Below are 17,110 nucleotides of genomic sequence, written 5' to 3' on the forward strand. Positions count from 1 at the left end.
ATTTTTATTAGTAACCAACAGCAAAAGCGTCCAGTCCATTTTCGCTGGATTGGACGCTAAATTTGACTAGTGATTAATCAAACACCATTATAAGGGCATTAATTCGGGTCCTGGTTTATTTGTATTGAGTAATTAAGATTTATTCGATATGCAAATTTCCACCATTACTTTTAATTAAAAACTGTTTTCCTAATTGATAGTATTTGGGATTGTGTTGATAAAGTTGACCACCATTAAGATCAGCTTGATATCGTAACTTTTTTGTTGAAGTGTTGTTAAGAGTTATACTTCCACCATCACTATTAACACGAAAATGGGACAATTGATTTAATTGATTTGCTGATAAAGTTAACTTGATATGGGGATTGTTTTTATTAGAGATTAATCCGATTTGATGACTGCTTCTCGAAAAATCAATAATTAAATTATCAGAATTTTGCTTAGACCAATGATTGAGTGGTTGAATCATCTTGACAGGTAAGTAACCTGCTAAATCAATATCATTTACTGATCTTGGTTTTACATTGATTTGTACATCAGCACCGCCCGTTTTAATGACTAAGGAGTTTACCTGTTGTTTCAAGGGAATACTTTGTTGAAAACTTTGGTAAGGATTTTTTAGGAATAAGTTAGTAATTAGCATAATGAAAACTACCATACATAAAATAATAGCTATCCAAATTGTTTTTTTAGTCTTTGCTTGCATTGAACTCACCTCTCTTGTCTGAGTTCATAATAATTTGTTTTTTGAAGAAAATGGTAACAAATCTTAAACGGTTCATTTTCAGCTTTATCGGTTAATTTTTCTTAAAGGTGCTTCGATAGACATTGCGATATTGAAGAAGATCTAGGACTTTGTTCTTGTAGTAAATTGGCGTTGCAAGTGATGCCATAAGGTATGTTAAAATTATTTTAGTTAAATTAGGTGTAAGGGTGACTCTAACAACAAAATTAATTGAATATTAATTTGTTAGTTAATGGTTATTTCCAGCAAAGTCTGATTGCTAATGTCGTTTAGATCAATTTTAGGTTTAATCATGTTAATCATTTTATTATTGTATATTGTGACATATTTAGTGAATTTGCAGTTTTTTCAACTGCAATTTTCCAACAAAGAGTTCTTAATTCTTGTAAGCAGTAACGGTGTGATTTTGACGGGTATTATGCTGATATTGAATAGACTGAAAGTAAACGGAACATTAATTGTTCTATTATTTATGGAAGTTGTCATTGTCGGAATTTATTTACTCTATAAAAAAATCATTCTGCAACAACTGTTTTTCTTATTATTATCTTTTTTAATTTTGCTAACAACTAGCCAGTTGAGTGAAGTACTACTATATAAAGTTTTCAAAATTTCATATTTAATTCAAGAGAATAGTTTAAATTGGATCTGGGTGAATGTTGTAAGTGCTTTAATATCTGATTTAATGATTGTTAAGCTCTTAAATTGGGGTTTTGAAAAGTTACACACTTATCAGGTGCTGCAAAAACATAGATTAACTATGTTAATTACTAGCTTGATGACAATCATAATGATGATTGGTTATTTTTATTTAATGAATCAAGCAGTTACTACCAATCAAACTATTACGCAAATTAGTCTTTTGTTCTTAGGAACTTGTCTTTTATTTATCTTAACGTTTTTGTTATGGAGTCGTGATCGAAATCAACAACGACAATTACAGCTAGAACAGGAAAATCGGCAACAGCTCACTGCTTATTTGAAGACTTTAGAAAATGCGCAGCAAGAATTCCGTAAGTTTAAGCATGATTATCTCAATATTTTGTCAGGTATGGCTGGTTATATTGAAGATCAAGATCTAGCGGGTCTGAAAAAATATTTTTACGGAGTAATTAAAAATAATCAGGTCCAACAAACCACGGATTTATTTAATCTGTCATCTTTGAGTAATTTAAAAATTGTTGAAATTAAAGGTTTATTAGCTGTTAAGTTAGGACAATTGACCACTTTAAAAGACCGCATTCATGTAGAAATTGCTCAGGAAGTGAGACAATTTCCACAGAATGTTTCAATACTGGATTACAATCGTTGTTTGGGGATTTTATTAGATAACGCTCTTGAAGCAATTGAAGATTTAGCCAAAAGCACAGCAGCGCAAAGCTTAATGACTATTGTTATTTATGACGATTCTAGTCAGTTAACGACAATTATCAAGAACCATTATCAAAACTCGATTAATCTCAAACAAATTTATCAAGCTAATTACTCAACTAAAGCTGATCATTCAGGGTTAGGGCTGGCAAATATCAAGGAAATTACCCAGCAATATTCCCATCTGAGTTTACAAACTGAAGTTACTAAGGAAGAATTTATTCAAAAATTAATTATCAAAAAAGAGTAGTAAAATGGATATATACCTGTGTGAAGATGACAACGCGCAATTAAAAAGATTGCAAAAAATAATCAATAATTATTTATTGATTGAAAATTTAGATATGCAAATTGTACAAGCCACTGCTGACCCACAAGAAGTTTTAAAAACTTTACAGTTGAACAATTCGACACCCAACATTTATTTTTTAGATATTGATTTGCAGACACAATTAAATGGTTTGGAATTAGCAGCAGAAATCAGAAAATTTGATAGTTTAGGTACTATTGTTTTGGTGACGACACATGATGAATTAGCTCGGGAAACTTTTAAATACCGAGTTGCGGCGTTAGATTTTATAGTTAAAGATAATCCGCAGCAGTTGCAACATGATGTAATTCAAATCTTGATTAAAGTTCAAGAACAGTTAAAACAACAGCAACAACAACGAAAATTACTGGTCGTAAAAACGACTGATCAAATTTTGTATTTAGATTGTCAACAAATAGAATTTATAGAAACCTTGGGTGACCATAAACTGTTAATTCATGAAATAACTAAACAAGAAACAATAAATAGTGACCTGAAAGATTTGGAGCAGCGCTTGCCCACTAATTTTGTGCGGATTCATAAATCGGTTATTATTAATACTGATTTTCTGTTGCAATTTAATAAAAAGCAAAAGGTAGTTGTTTTACAAAATGGAATTACTTGTCCGGTTGCTCGTCGCAAGGTCAAAACTTTAGAGAATTTGTTAGCTGCTAATTAAGTTGAGTAAGCATGTTGCTAGTTTTAAAGAGTGCGCTAGGTTAGATTGAGAGCTAGGCTAACTTGCAGATGCTTTGAGAAATCGGTATGATTAAGAAAAATTGTAAAGGGGTAGCAAAAGATGTTATTAGGTAGTGTTGAAGCTGGGGGAACCAAATTTGTTTGTGCTGTGGGCAACGAGGATTATCGGATTTTAGATCAGACGCAGTTTCCAACGACTGATCCGCAAACGACAATTCAGCAAATGATTACATATTTTCAGAAGTTTCCTGAATTAGCCGCTATTTCAGTCGCTTCGTTTGGACCCATTGAATTACAAAAAAATAATCAATATTATGGTTATATTACCGATACGCCGAAAGCCAAGTGGCATTATATCGATTTAATTGGCCCGTTAAAGCGCAATTTTGACGTACCTGTTTACTTCACCACGGATGTTAACGGCTCCGCATACGGTGAATATGTGACGGCTAATTTATTTAATGAAAAAATTAATTCTTTAGTTTATTACACTGTCGGTACTGGCGTCGGTGGTGGGGCCGTTTTAGACGGTAAGATTTTGCAAGGTATTGGTCATCCAGAAATGGGACATACATTTGTCAAACGCCATCCTGATGATTTGGATTTTGCGGGTATTTGTCCGTTTCATCATGATTGCTTAGAAGGCTTGGTTTCAGGACCAACCTTTGAAGCACGCTTAAACAAAGCTGGTAAAGATGTGCCGCATGAACATCACGTCTGGGATATTATGGCTTATTATGTAGCACAAGCTGCTGTGCAACAGACCTTAATTTTACGGCCTAATAATATTGTTTTTGGTGGCGGGGTAATTAGCGAAGATTTCTTGGTGAAAGTGCGCCAACAATTTAAAACATTATTGAATGATTATGTACAAGTGCCTGCTTTAGATAAGTATATTACCATGCCGCGAGTGAAGAATAATGGCTCAGCAACTTTAGGCAACTTTGCATTAGCTTACCAAATTCAAAATGCGTAATTAAAATTAAATGTTAAATGTAAAAACTGAGTTTAACCGGCGAAAGATCCGCGGTGGAGACTCAGTTTTTTTGTGATTATTTAATCGTTAAGCATTCTTCGTATAAGGCAGTCTTGAGTTGATTAACAGGGATTGCCAAGTTTGGTTGCTTGAGACTGACAATGCCCATTTGAATGGGCAGAATTTGCGAGATGATGGGGATAACTTGCAATTGTTTTTGTGGTGCTTGTTGTTGCATAAAATATTCGGTCACCATGCCAGCAATTTCATTTTGCTGCACAATTGCGAGACAAGCGGAGTAATCATTAACCTCATATTCAATATTGGCTTTGAGATGATTTTGCAGAAAATATTCGTCTAAGTGTTGCCGCACAACGAATTGGTGCTTGAGGGCTACTAAGGGGTTTAAGAAAAGTTCAGCAAAAGTAATTTGCTTTTTTTGAGCCAACTTACTCCATTTTTTGGGAATTAAGGCAACGGTTTTATCAGTGAACAAAAAAGTGAATTCTAACAAGGGATCTTGCGTGATGCTACGTGCTAGCGGAGTAATGGCCAAGTCTAATTGATTATTTTTTAATTGCGTTAACATTTGGTTGGTGTCTAATTGAACAAATTCAAAAAGAAATTGTTGGCGTAAATGTTTACCTGCTTGCACAATGAGTGGCGTTAAGTAATTACCACTGACGCCAATATGTATCGTTTGTCTGGAAGAAGGATTTTCCTTAACACTAGGAATTGCGCGACTGATAATTTGGGCTTGTTGTAAAATTAATTTTGTATGCCGATAAAGTTCCAAACCAGCTGCTGTCGGGCGCATTGTGCGGCCTTCGCGCACCAGCAATTTGGTCCCTAATTCTTTTTCTAAATGTTTCATTTGAATACTGAGATTCGATTCAACGGTTCCCAGTGACTGCGCAGCTTGACGATAACTATCGTGAGAAATGATCGCGGCAAAATATCGTAACTGTTTGAGTTCCATAATTTCCCCCTGATTTAAAAATGTGTTTTTAGATACCAATAGTTCATGTTGAAACTAGACTTTGAAACTGGTTATCAACCAATAAATCCCTCATAGTTTGCCAAACAACTACAAGGGATGTGAGAAATTAGCTGGCACTAACAATTGGTGCAGCGCTTATTTGAATGTTAAGAATCTCCTTTGTAGCTTCACAGAACTAATTTTCATTAAAGGATCGTTGTAGGTATCATAGTGTGCAAAATTAGAAAAGTCAAGTCGCGGTCAACGGGATTTGTTATAATAGAAGCAAATTAAAATTGTTGAGGATGATCATTGTGTTAAATATTTTTATCGTACGACATGGCCAAACGGATACTAATAAAAGTAATCGAATTAACGGTGCTCAAACCGATTTACCATTAAATTCGGTGGGGATTCAGCAAGTACAAACTTTACATACTAGCTTTGATATTAAACAAATTGATTGTATCTATGCTAGTCCTTTGAAAAGAGCATTCCAAACAGCCGAAATTTTAAGTGCAGACGCTTTGCCGATAAAGACGGATGTTCGTTTGAAAGAAATTGATTATGGTAATTGGGACGGTCAAGCAACGGACTTAATTTATCAGCAATATCCCCAAGTGTTTGACGAATTGGGATATTTAACTGAGGACTATGTAAAGTATTGCACGGGTGAAAGTTACGATCATTTGGCGCAACGCTTACAGAGCTTTTGGCAGGATTTATTAGCTCAGCATCACGATCAACAAATTTTATTAGTATGTCACGGAACTGTGTCACGTGTTTTGATCCAACGCTTATTTCACATTCCCATGGTGAGTGCTGTGGGTGAAGTCAAGAATGCGGGAGTAATTAACGTTGCTGTCAATGAACAGACGGGGGCCACTTATTTGCGCTATTATAACCGCCAAGCGCCAGGAGTCTTTGATGAAGTTAACTAATTCTCCAAATGTTCAGCGTTGTCCGTGGGTGGGCGCTGATTTCTTAATGATACGCTATCATGACTACGAATGGTGTCGACCGACGCATGCTGATCGTAAGTTATTTGAATTTTTAGTACTGGAAATGATGCAAGCAGGCTTAAGTTGGAAAACCGTCTTGCATAAGCGTCGAGCGATGAATCAAGCATTTTGTTATTTTGACGTGCAAAAAATTGCGCAGGCAGATCCCTTAATGCAGGCTGCTTGGTTGCAGAATCCAGCTTTAATTAGGAATAAACGAAAGCTAGCGGCGATGGTTAATAATGCCCAAGTCTTTTTATCAGTACAACAACAATTTGGTACTTTCAACCAATGGGTTTGGACTTTAGCTGGTAATCGGGTGCACAATCACCACTGGCAGTCGCCAGAACAGGTGCCTACCACGTCACCTTTAGCGCAAAAAATGACCCGTGATTTTAAACAAAAAGGTTTTAAATTTGTCGGTCCCACGATTATGTATTCTTACTTGCAGGCTATTGGTGTTGTTAATGATCATTTACAAAGTTGTTCTTTTAAATAGTCTTATTTATAGTGCTTCAAAGATGCCTTTATTATGCAGGGTTGATGGTAATTATCAATTCCTTGGTGATAAGGGTATTTTTAATTATCGCTAGAAATTTGAGTGACAGTAGGAGTGCTGATTTCATTTTTTTACAAAAAAAACTTACATCAAATTTTTTATTTTGCTAAGATAATCAAGTTGCGAAAAAATGAATTGAAATTCAAAGGAGTTTTTACATGGATGAAATGAAAGCTGTTGTAAAAGTGCAAAAACCCTGGCTAGTCATGTCTAGTATGTTAATTGGGGCCTTTGTGGGGATGTTATCGGAAACATCATTAAACATTGCACTACCACAATTAATGAAGGCTTTTAATGTCAGTGCTGCCACTGTGCAGCTCTTAGTCACTGGTTATATGTTAGTTATTGGTATTGTGTTACCATTTTCGAGTTTATTAACGAAATGGTTTACGACACGGCAAATTGTGATTTTTGGGTTAAGTGATTTTATTGTCGGCGCGATTATTGCGGCGCTGGCACCAAACTTTGGTATTTTGTTGTTAGGTCGAGTCATTCAAGGCTTAGGGACGGGTTTAATCTTACCGTTAATGTTTACTGTCGCAATGACGATTTTCCCGCCGTATAAATTAGGCGCAGCGATGGGTGTTTGTGCGTTGGTGATTATGTTAGCACCAGCTGTTGGTCCCACGTTAACGGGTTTAATTTTAGGCAAATTAACTTGGCATTGGGTATTTTGGTTGTTTGTTCCGTTTTTAGCCATTGGTTTAATTTTAGCGATCTTTGGTTTAAAAAATGTTGGGCAAATTTCTAAGCCTCATGTTGATCTTTGGTCAGTTTTAGAATCCGTTGTTGGTTTTTCTGCCTTAGTGTTAGGCGTTAGTTTTGCAAGTGAATGGGGCTGGGGTTCACCTTTAGTCTTAGGTTTATTAGTTGTGGGAATTATTGTCTTAGTTTTGTATGCTTGGCGGCAATTACATTTGACCACTCCAGTATTGAACTTACATGTCTTTAGACATCCAGCGTTCACTTTAGGAGCACTAGGCGTCATGTTAGACTTTGCGATTATTTTGTCGGCAATGTATTTATTACCACAATATTTGCAGCAAGGACTTTCACTACCAGTTGCTCTAACAGGAATGATTATGTTACCTGGAGGGATTATTAACGCGATTGTGTCTGCCGTAGCAGGCCGCTTATACGATACTTTTGGGGCTAAGAAACCGGCTGTGGCTGGCTTTTTAATCGCTGTTTTAGGTGTGGTTATGTTATTATTATCCAATCAACATTCAACGCTGTTTTACATTATTTTGGCGCACGTGATCTTAATGATTGGTTGTCCACTAGCGATGTCACCTGCTCAGACGCATGCTTTGAATTCCTTATCTGGAATTGAGTCCGCGGATGGTAGTACGATTTTAAATACAATGCAACAAGTTGTCGGTGCTGTAGCTACGGCCTTATCAACGAGCTTTTTAAGCTTAGGCCAACATAATATTGCAGGCAATATGGCAACGAAGTTTACCAATGGTGTCCACTATGGCTTGTACTTCACCTTAGCTCTAGCCATTGCTGGGGTCTTAATTGCTTTTAATTTACGCAAGCAAGATCCACAAACACACTTAGAAGAAAAATAAAATGTTTGAAAAACAGAAGTTGGAACAATTTTCTGACTTTTGGTGCATCATAAAGCAAAAATGTTCGTATTAAATACGAGCATTTTTTTGTATCCGCTGCTTTTTTAGACGTTTTGATTGACTTAGAGTTAACTATAAGTATTATGATTAAAACGTAGTTGAGTAGTTTTTCAGCAGTTTGATAGCATTAGCGCTCCAAAGGACAAAAACTTGCGCCTAACTACGCCCAAGTACTAAAGTTAAAACCAACTTTAGTTTTGGTCTAGGTTATTGCTCAGTTTTTAAACGTCCTTTGTCGCAGTATTTGATATTAGCGCTCCAAAAACTAAAAGCTTGCGTTTAACTACAACTAAGCTCTCAAGTCAAAAACCGACTTAAGACCTTAGTTTAGGTTAATCCTCAGCTTTTAAGCGGTTTTTGTCGCAGTATTTTATTAAAGGAGAGATGAAGATGAGTATTTTAACAGAAGACTATACATTAGCTAATGGTGTCAAAATTCCTAAGTTAGCTTTTGGAACATGGTTAATTGATAATGATCAAGTTCAACAACCAGTTCAAACAGCTTTGGCTGCTGGTTATCGTCATATTGATACAGCTCAAGCTTATGGTAATGAAGCCGGCATTGGTCAAGCACTACAAGCTTCAGGAGTTAAGCGTTCAGATATTTTTGTCACTTCAAAATTGGCTGCTGAAATCAAGTCTTATCAAGAAGCAGTGGCTGCCATTGATCAATCACTGCAAACAATGGATTTGGACTATCTGGATTTGATGATTATTCATGCACCACAGCCGTGGTCTGATTTTCGTAATGGTGAACATTATTTTGAAGGTAACTTAGCGGCTTGGCGCGCTTTAGAAGAAGCCTATCAAGCTGGTAAGTTGCGCGCTATTGGCGTTTCCAATTTTGAAAAGGTAGACGTTGATAATATTGTGAAGAATGGCTCGGTTAAACCAATGGTTAATCAAGTGTTAGCTCATATTGCTAATACACCATTTGAGTTAATTGACTACTGCCAAAAGCAGGATATCTTAGTTGAAGCCTATTCACCAGTCGCCCACGGTGAGATTTTACAAAATCCGCTCGTACAACAAATGGCTGCTAAGTACCAAGTTGAGCCCGCACAGTTATGTATTCGTTATTGTCTACAACTCAATTTGTTACCATTACCAAAGTCACAAACACCAGCGCATATTAAGAGTAATACGCAAGTTGATTTTGAAATTTCAGCCGCTGATATGGAGCAATTAAAGACTATTGAACATATCAAGGATTATGGTCAAGCAAACGATTTTCCAGTGTATGATAAATCGGATAAATAAAAGTTAATCAAAAAGGGCAGCTCACTAATTTAGATTGAGCTGTCTTTTTTTGCTTTGAAAGCGAAATGAAAAGATAGTACGCAGATTTGAGTTGTTTTATAAAGGATAGAAACTGGCATTTAACTACAAAAAAATCCTCAAGTTAAAAACTAACTTCAGGATTTCATTTAGGCTATACTCAGTTTCTAAACAAATCTTTTGTCATGACTTTATAATCCTGAGCTTTGACCCGCTCTTTGTCACAAATAAAATTATTGAACTCGTTGTTCATCACGCTTTTGTTGTTGCTTTTGGGATTGCTTTTGTTCAACTTTTTGTTTGGTATCTTTGGCAGAACCACTCAAGCGATCTTGCAAGCTAACGGAATCTTTTTCATGTTGTTGTTGTGTCTTAATGTCTACGACACTGACATTAACTTCCACGACATCTAAATCGGTCATGGATTTAACTTTTTCAAAAATTTGCTTTTTAATTTGATCATATAATTTGGCAATATCAATGCCGTATTCAGCAACAATATCAATATCAACTGCTACTTGTTTTTTACCGACTTCAACATTAATACCGGAAGTAACATCATCATTGTTGACTAGTTTATCCGTTAAATTGGAGAAAAAGCCACCATCAATTGTTAAAAGACCATCAATATCTGATAAAGCAATGCCAATGATTTTTTGAATAACTTTGGAATCATAAGTTAATTCACCTTTAATTTGTTCTGCATTCGTATTTGTTGTTTGTGCCATTTTGATCTTCTCCTTTATCCAAAATTAAATTATTTATCATGCAATTGTTGCAGTAGTGGCCAATAATGACCAACAAGGCCACCGATGATTGCCAGTACTACTAAGAAAATAGTGCTTAAAAAACCTAAAACCAAAAAACAAACTGCTAAAAGTAAACCAATAATCACGCCAATAGTTTCGCCAGCGTGTTGGTCCAACCATTCTTTCATTGGAATGCCTCCTTAATAAACACGCTTTTTCTTCGGATCAGTCTGTGACTCAAAATTGGTAAAACGAATTTCAATCTTGGGCTTTTGTTGGACTCCTAATAACTGACGTAAATTATCTTCTAGTTGCTTTAAGTAGGCCACTAGCTTTTGTTTGACGCTATCACCGGGAGCTAAATCCCCGCTGACTTTAATCCGCAAATGATGGTTGGTTAATTTGGAACTAACTTTGGGATTTTGCAGGTAAGGTAAGTCCGCCAGTGAAGCGTTGATAAAGCCATTAATGGCCTTATTAGTAATTTTGACTTGTCCAGTGGGTTTATGAATTAATTGAAATTTATTGCGTGTCGGCCAGAAAATTAAAATTAATAATAAGACAATTATTAATAAACCACTCAAGGCACTAATAATTACCAGGTACCAAATCCAAAGATCATTTAGTGAGACTAAATCAGGCAATTTTAGTCCTAGATATTGTTGCCACAAATGATTATTGCTCCATAAAATATAGAGCGGTAGCGGTAATAAAAGAATTAAGCTAATAATTAAAAACCATTTTTTGCTTCGTTTCAATTTTTCACTATCCTTTCTCCAACTAATTGTTATGGTAGCACGCGATCTGTTAGCGGTCTAATAATATGATTATTTGGTGAGAAATATTTTAAATCTTGTTAGTTTTTTGTCCAAAGTAAGACTTGAAACGTGTAATTTAACGGTATCAATTGTAGACTAAGGGCAAATAATGGAAATGGGTGGATAACATGAAGCAAACAATTCTGCAAGCTAACCAATACATTAAAAATGCTAAAGTTTGTGAAGTGGCGACGATTGATCGAATGGGTTTTCCCAGTCTTGTTTCGTTAACCCCCTTAACTTATCAACGCAGTGTGGCGACTATCTTGTTTTACACACGGTTTGAAAACTCTACAGTGGTTAATTTGGCCAATTGTGCCAATGCTGCTGTACTTTGCTTTAACGAACAAGATTATTCGTCAGTGATGTTAAAAGGTAGTCTGAAAATTGTGGCCCCCATTTCGGAACAAATGCGGCATAATTTAACAACTTTTCAAAAGCAATTACAATATGAACATCCCATTTTTTTACAGTTTCATACGTTATCAGTTAAACTACGCTCTGCTAATTTAAGTAATGATTTTACCAGCCAGCAGGGCAGTAGCGCGCATAATAAGATGGAAACAAAAAATTAATGCTCACATTGGGTCTTAGATCATCCGAGCATTAATTAATGATTGTGTTTTAAAAGTCAACAGTTTCTACTCCAGCGGATTCAGACTTTAAAATTGAATTCGGTTAGTGCTTTACTGTTAAACGAATTTTGTTTTAGCGATTTGAATTACCTAATTAAGTTAACAATATTGCGTTTAGCAGCGCGGCGGGCGGGAGTATAGCTAAAGATAATGCCTACTAATAAGACAATTACTAAGACGATAATAATGTTGGTGGCTGTAATATCCATGGCAAAATGTTGAATATGCATGGCATTGACAATTGCTTGAATACTCAGGGCTAGTAATAAGGATACCAACCCACCAGCTAAAGTTAATAGGGTTCCTTCCATTAAAAATTGCAACGTAATATCATGTTTGCTGGCACCGATGGAGCGGCGTAAACCAATCTCTTGCGTACGTTCAGCAATATTAGCAGTCATGGTGGTCATAATCCCCATCCCGGCAGTTACTAATGAGATCCCGGCAATAATGGCAATAAAGGCGGCCAGCATTTTAATAATTTTATCCATTTGTTTTTTGGCACCACTTGTATCCGGACAACTATAATCGCCCAAAGTATGATAAAAACCCTTGTTCTCTAACGTTTGTAAAATTTGAGCTTTGGCGTGTTGTTCTTGTTTTGCGGAGAGGTTCTTTTGTAAAGTGACATCCATTTCATCATAATCGTTAGCATGGCGTCCCTTGAGTAAACGATAATCATCTTGACTGATTCTGCCGCCAGCGGGGCCAGAGCCAATGGCAGGCACGGGTTTACTATAAAGTTTCGTAACTTCAAACGGGCGATCTTGGATGAAGAGATATTCCCCCACGCGGATATTACTAAAATTCGTATCTTTGAGTAACGCCTGATTTAATTCAATAACATTAGTTTTATGCGCATTGGGCCCAGATTTAATGGCTTCCAAATCCAATGATTTATTTTGCCCTTGCCAAACGAGATTCTTACTCAAAATGTCGTAAGACGGCAGAGTGACTTTTTGAACATGTGGCAAATTGCGAATTAGTTGTAAATCTGATTTTTGAAAGCTCCCAGTCTCTTCGTTGGGAATATATTCAATCATGAGCTTGTCACCTTCGTAACCTTGGAAAAAGAGGTGACTCACCGTTTTACTTAAACCATTACCGATGCCGAGGACTAATAAAACACTTAATGTGCCCACGATAATGCCCATGACTGACATCAGATTACGGAAGAAGCGTTTGCGTACACTATTAATAGCGATGCGCAGGTTGTTAAAAAATTTCATTGATATAACCGCCCATCTTTGATTTTGATAATCCGATCTGCAAATTGTGCCACCATTTCGCTATGCGTCACCATAATGATGGTTTTGTGTTGCTTAGCGTGCAGGTGTTGCATTAATTCCATGATCTTCAGCGAAGTGGCTGAGTCTAAGGCTCCGGTTGGTTCGTCGGCAATAATTAGTTTGGGGTCATTAACCAAAGCTCGTGCAATTGATACCCGCTGTTGCTGACCACCAGATAATTGCGTGGGGTATTTATTGGTTTGATCACTTAAGCCGACTTGCTCCAAGAGTTCTAAAATTCTGGACCTACGCGAGCGAAACGGATTTTTGCTATAAACATTAGGTAAATTGACATTGTCGAAAATAGTATAGTTGCGCAATAATTTGAAATTTTGAAAGACAAAACCAATGTATTGATTACGCAAATGTGATAAGCGGCGATCACTTTTGATTTGTTTCACGTTGGTCCCGTTGAGTTGATAAGTTCCTTGGTAAGCAGTGTCTAATAAACCGAGAATATTAATTAAAGTGGATTTACCCGAGCCTGAAGGCCCCATGACCGCCACGAACTCGCCCTCAGTAATGGCTAAATCGGGAATACTTAAGACATACTGATTTTTTTGATCATAGGACTTATGAATGTTCGAAAGTTGAATTACATTTGTCATTTATTTATCCTTGTCAATTAATTTAGTTTGTGGTTGTAAATAATTACGGTCAACATAATAGTATTGGGGGTCTTTTTGTTGAATTTGCTCCGGACCTAAAGCTTTTTTAGTCCCGTCTGCTAGTTGCACTTGTTGATGATGAACTAATTTTTTCGGAATTTGTGTGTATTTTGAAGGAATGGAGATAATGACGTGTTGCCCTAAACGATACGTTTGGGGAAGTGATGTTTCAAAATTATAATAAGAAACGCCCGCCGTTTGTTTAACGCTATTTAACTGTAAATAAGTGATCTGAGCCGCTTGAGCTGTTGTGTTGTTACCAGTTAAAGCTTTGACCTGAACATTATCGCCGACTTGAATTTTATTTAAATCATATTCTGAAACGGTTCCTTGAGCTTTAAACGGAGTCGTATAAACAGCGTTTTGGTCGTTACCGAGTTCAAAGACACCGTTGCTCGGAGCTAGTTGACCGGTAGTATCTAATTTTTCACCGCGATAAACACTGGCACCATTTTGAACTAATAATTGCCAATCGTTAACTTTCACGACCGGATATTTTTGTTGGTAAGTGACGTTGGCAGATAATTCTAATTGGCTAGCAGCATGAACAACATAACTATGTTGCGTGTGCTTCGGTTTAGCAGCAGCTTTGGAGTGGGCTTGTTGACCGTGCCACCACAAACCACCACCCAGTACAAGAATAATGACGACAATAATTGTTATCCAAAGGCTTTTCTTTTTCATATTCAACATCCTTTAACTTTGAAGTATGTAACACATCAGTTGTGTACTACCACACTATAACTCTAAAAGGAGAATTTTGCAATTCACTTTTAATCTGACAGACTAAAATTTAATTTAAATAATAATTACCCTGCTAAATCACTGATTAATTGAATTTCCAACGAACTTTTTGGAAAAAGCATTGAAAAGAAAAAAATTAATTGCACTTTCTTGGTGAAATATTTGTTCTATTGCTGTTAGTCAGCCTGTTGACACCAGTTGCCAATTACAGAAATAATATTAAAAAAGTAAAACTTTCTGTGATTTTTCATGTAAGAAAATGATATAGTGTTCTCTATAGATGCGGTTAAAATTGCTGGTCGGATAAAAAGTAGTAGTTTTATGCTGACCTTTCGCTTGTAATTTTCAATCTATACTAAAAAGTAAGCGCTACAGTTGCATCGTTTACAAATGATCGGCAGTAGCGCTAGTCATAGTTGAAAATTAACCGCTCAGAATGACTCAAGATTTAGGAGGAAGTTTAATGAGTTTTCCAAAAAACTTTTTATGGGGTGGCGCTACGGCGGCTAACCAATTAGAAGGTGCTTATCAAGAAGGTGGCAAGGGTTTATCACTACCAGATGCTTTGCCCGGCGGTAAGGATCGCATGGCTATTGTGAATGATCCAGAATTTGATTTTTCGATTGATACTGATAAGTATTTCTATCCCAACCATATTGGTAATGATCATTACCATCACTTTAAAGAAGATATCAAATTATTCGCAGAGATGGGTTTTAAGTGTTACCGGTTTTCCATTGCTTGGTCGCGGATTTTTCCCAATGGTGATGAAGAACAACCCAACGAAGCAGGCTTGAAATTTTATGACGAATTGATTGCTGAATGTTTGAAATATAATATTGAACCAGTCATTACGATTTCACATTATGAAATGCCTTTAAACTTAGTAACCACTTATGGTGGCTGGAAAAATAAAAAGTTAATCGACTTTTACGAACGTTTCGCTAGAACTGTCTTGACTCGTTACCATAAGCAAGTTAAGTATTGGATGACTTTTAACGAAATTAATAGTGCCGCCCATTTTCCAGTGATGGGCCAAGGTTTAGTCGTATCTAATGGTGCCAATGATAAGAAGAATATTTTCCAAGCTTGGCATAATCAATTTGTTTCGAGTTCTAAAGCTGTCAAAATTGGACATGAATTAGATCCTGATTTACAAATTGGTTGCATGATTTTGTATGCTACTAATTACAGCTATGACTCTAATCCGGTCAATCAATTAGCTTCTTTGCAAGATAATCAAGCTAATAACTTCTTCTGTGCGGATGTGCAAGTACGTGGACATTACCCAGCTTATACGAAGAGTTTATTAGCACGCAATGGTGTACAAATTAGTGATTTAGATTATACGGATGAAGAGTTAGACTTGTTGGCTAAATATCCGGTTGATTACATTGGCTTTAGTTACTACATGTCAACAGTGACGGAAGTGACTCGCTCTGATAACAAAACCACTGCTGGTAATTTAATGGGTGGCGTCGAGAATCCGTTCTTGAAGTCTAGTGATTGGGGTTGGCAAATTGACCCTACCGGCTTACGGATTGCCTTAAATGAATTGTCTGATCGCTATCAAAAACCAGTCTTTGTCGTAGAAAATGGTTTAGGTGCGATGGATCAAGCTGATGAGAATCATTACGTGGCTGATGATTACCGGATTGATTATTTACGTGAACATATCAAAGCAATCGATGATGCGATTGATGATGGAGTTGACGTGATGGGCTATACGCCATGGGGGTGCATTGACTTAGTTAGTGCTTCCACCGGTGAAATGGCAAAACGCTATGGCTTTATCTATGTTGATGAAGACAATAATTGTCAAGGAACTTTCAAACGTTACAAGAAGAAGTCCTTTGATTGGTATAAGCAAGTTATTGCCTCTAATGGTGAAAATTTAGATTAAACTAATAAACACTTGGTTCTGATTTTGGAGTCAAGTGTTTTTTTGTTGTCAAAATTTGACAAAATAAAAATCGCTGTTAAAATAATGACCATTAGTCATTTTTATAGCAAGGTGGTTTGAATGGGAAAACGTGAACAGAAGGCTAAGAAAACGCGGGAAAAGATTTTACAAGTATCAGATCAATTAATTGTAAAGCACGGGTATGAAGATGTTTCTGTTGATGACATTGTCAATCAAAGTGGCATTGCGAAAGGAACTTTTTACAATTACTTTGAGAGTAAAGAAGACCTGATATTACAACTTAGTAAATTACACTTTGACAAAGTAGTAGTGCCCAAAGCTGATTTACAACAAATGACGGCGGCAGAGATTATTACGAATTATTTAACGGCTTTCATGCAAGTAATTGTTGATTCGAAGGTACAATTAGCTCGACAATGGGTGCGATATATTTCCCATGGTGATAATCGTAGTGATGTCCATAGCAAATGGATGAATGACTTATTATGGTTGCAAAATATTCTGCAAGATTTGGTTGCATGTCATAAGTTGGCCAGTTCAGCGCCAATTGAAAGAATAACGCAGCTGAGTATGACGCAAATCTATGGCATTATCTTAAGTTGGACCATGAGTCCGAATTCTTTTCACCCTGTTCAAGCAGTTGACGAATTTTGTTTGACCTGTTTAATACCAGCAATTAATGAATATTTAATCGACTAAATTAGTTGATTAATTTTTTTAACAAAAAAATG

At 36.4% G+C, this 17,110-nt stretch carries 18 protein-coding genes; 10 read left to right on the forward strand and 8 right to left on the reverse strand.

Features of this window, described 5'->3' with window-relative positions:
- Positions 1-139 precede the first annotated feature (139 nt).
- Positions 140-706 (reverse strand): hypothetical protein, encoded by a 567-nt coding sequence (locus tag AC3B6D_RS04470; protein ID WP_489775021.1) that lies wholly within the window; start codon positions 704-706, stop codon positions 140-142.
- 331 nt (positions 707-1,037) lie between these two features.
- On the opposite strand from AC3B6D_RS04470, the gene AC3B6D_RS04475 reads away from it, so the two are divergent.
- The 3 genes from AC3B6D_RS04475 to scrK all read left to right on the forward strand — a co-directional run bounded on the left by AC3B6D_RS04475 (position 1,038) and on the right by scrK (position 4,101).
- Entirely contained in the window at positions 1,038-2,366 is a 1,329-nt protein-coding gene (locus AC3B6D_RS04475; RefSeq protein ID WP_489775022.1) for a GHKL domain-containing protein, read from the forward strand.
- A gap of 4 nt (positions 2,367-2,370) precedes the next feature.
- Complete coding sequence (locus tag AC3B6D_RS04480) at positions 2,371-3,105, forward strand: LytR/AlgR family response regulator transcription factor (RefSeq protein WP_489775023.1); 735 nt, start codon at positions 2,371-2,373, stop codon at positions 3,103-3,105.
- A 120-nt stretch (positions 3,106-3,225) separates the two neighbouring features.
- Positions 3,226-4,101, forward strand: a complete 876-nt coding sequence (gene scrK / locus AC3B6D_RS04485; protein ID WP_489775024.1) for a fructokinase ScrK — start codon at positions 3,226-3,228, stop codon at positions 4,099-4,101.
- 76 nt (positions 4,102-4,177) lie between these two features.
- Here the strand turns inward: scrK and AC3B6D_RS04490 are convergent, their stop codons facing one another.
- Positions 4,178-5,080 (reverse strand): LysR family transcriptional regulator, encoded by a 903-nt coding sequence (locus AC3B6D_RS04490; RefSeq protein WP_489756846.1) that lies wholly within the window; start codon positions 5,078-5,080, stop codon positions 4,178-4,180.
- Positions 5,081-5,394: 314 nt separating this feature from the next.
- Between AC3B6D_RS04490 and AC3B6D_RS04495 the strand changes: the two genes are divergently transcribed.
- The 4 genes from AC3B6D_RS04495 to AC3B6D_RS04510 all read left to right on the forward strand — a co-directional run bounded on the left by AC3B6D_RS04495 (position 5,395) and on the right by AC3B6D_RS04510 (position 9,534).
- A complete protein-coding gene (locus tag AC3B6D_RS04495) occupies positions 5,395-6,021 on the forward strand; it encodes a histidine phosphatase family protein (RefSeq protein ID WP_489769382.1) in 627 nt (208 codons plus the stop codon).
- Positions 6,008-6,580: a DNA-3-methyladenine glycosylase I gene (locus AC3B6D_RS04500; RefSeq protein WP_489775025.1), complete on the forward strand. Its 573-nt coding sequence runs from the start codon at positions 6,008-6,010 to the stop codon at positions 6,578-6,580. Before AC3B6D_RS04495 ends, AC3B6D_RS04500 begins: the two co-directional genes overlap by 14 nt.
- 227 nt (positions 6,581-6,807) lie before the next feature.
- Entirely contained in the window at positions 6,808-8,214 is a 1,407-nt protein-coding gene (locus tag AC3B6D_RS04505) for a DHA2 family efflux MFS transporter permease subunit (RefSeq protein ID WP_489757693.1), read from the forward strand.
- Between the two features lie 450 nt (positions 8,215-8,664).
- Positions 8,665-9,534: an aldo/keto reductase gene (locus tag AC3B6D_RS04510; protein ID WP_489756843.1), complete on the forward strand. Its 870-nt coding sequence runs from the start codon at positions 8,665-8,667 to the stop codon at positions 9,532-9,534.
- A 251-nt stretch (positions 9,535-9,785) separates the two neighbouring features.
- Here the strand turns inward: AC3B6D_RS04510 and AC3B6D_RS04515 are convergent, their stop codons facing one another.
- Genes AC3B6D_RS04515 through amaP form a run of 3 tightly spaced genes read right to left on the reverse strand, consistent with a single transcriptional unit; the run spans position 9,786 to position 11,059 of the window.
- A complete protein-coding gene (locus AC3B6D_RS04515) occupies positions 9,786-10,280 on the reverse strand; it encodes an Asp23/Gls24 family envelope stress response protein (protein ID WP_489756842.1) in 495 nt (164 codons plus the stop codon).
- Positions 10,281-10,309: 29 nt separating this feature from the next.
- Positions 10,310-10,489, reverse strand: a complete 180-nt coding sequence (locus AC3B6D_RS04520) for a DUF2273 domain-containing protein (protein WP_489756841.1) — start codon at positions 10,487-10,489, stop codon at positions 10,310-10,312.
- 12 nt (positions 10,490-10,501) lie between these two features.
- Positions 10,502-11,059 (reverse strand): alkaline shock response membrane anchor protein AmaP, encoded by a 558-nt coding sequence (gene amaP, locus AC3B6D_RS04525; protein WP_489769384.1) that lies wholly within the window; start codon positions 11,057-11,059, stop codon positions 10,502-10,504.
- A 188-nt stretch (positions 11,060-11,247) separates the two neighbouring features.
- Between amaP and AC3B6D_RS04530 the strand changes: the two genes are divergently transcribed.
- Entirely contained in the window at positions 11,248-11,694 is a 447-nt protein-coding gene (locus AC3B6D_RS04530; protein ID WP_489769385.1) for a pyridoxamine 5'-phosphate oxidase family protein, read from the forward strand.
- Between the two features lie 146 nt (positions 11,695-11,840).
- Here AC3B6D_RS04530 and AC3B6D_RS04535 read toward each other — a convergent pair whose 3' ends face one another.
- Genes AC3B6D_RS04535 through AC3B6D_RS04545 form a run of 3 tightly spaced genes read right to left on the reverse strand, consistent with a single transcriptional unit; the run spans position 11,841 to position 14,395 of the window.
- Positions 11,841-12,983 (reverse strand): ABC transporter permease, encoded by a 1,143-nt coding sequence (locus AC3B6D_RS04535; protein ID WP_489775026.1) that lies wholly within the window; start codon positions 12,981-12,983, stop codon positions 11,841-11,843.
- Positions 12,980-13,651, reverse strand: a complete 672-nt coding sequence (locus AC3B6D_RS04540; protein ID WP_489756837.1) for an ABC transporter ATP-binding protein — start codon at positions 13,649-13,651, stop codon at positions 12,980-12,982. Before AC3B6D_RS04540 ends, AC3B6D_RS04535 begins: the two co-directional genes overlap by 4 nt.
- Positions 13,652-14,395, reverse strand: coding sequence for a hypothetical protein (locus tag AC3B6D_RS04545; protein WP_489775027.1), 744 nt, complete (start codon positions 14,393-14,395; stop codon positions 13,652-13,654).
- A 523-nt stretch (positions 14,396-14,918) separates the two neighbouring features.
- Between AC3B6D_RS04545 and AC3B6D_RS04550 the strand changes: the two genes are divergently transcribed.
- Both AC3B6D_RS04550 and AC3B6D_RS04555 read left to right on the forward strand, forming a co-directional pair.
- Positions 14,919-16,358: a 6-phospho-beta-glucosidase gene (locus tag AC3B6D_RS04550; protein WP_489769386.1), complete on the forward strand. Its 1,440-nt coding sequence runs from the start codon at positions 14,919-14,921 to the stop codon at positions 16,356-16,358.
- A gap of 120 nt (positions 16,359-16,478) precedes the next feature.
- Complete coding sequence (locus tag AC3B6D_RS04555) at positions 16,479-17,078, forward strand: TetR/AcrR family transcriptional regulator (protein ID WP_489769387.1); 600 nt, start codon at positions 16,479-16,481, stop codon at positions 17,076-17,078.
- Positions 17,079-17,110: the final 32 nt, after the last annotated feature.

The organism is Bombilactobacillus sp. ESL1097 (assembly GCF_058107205.1).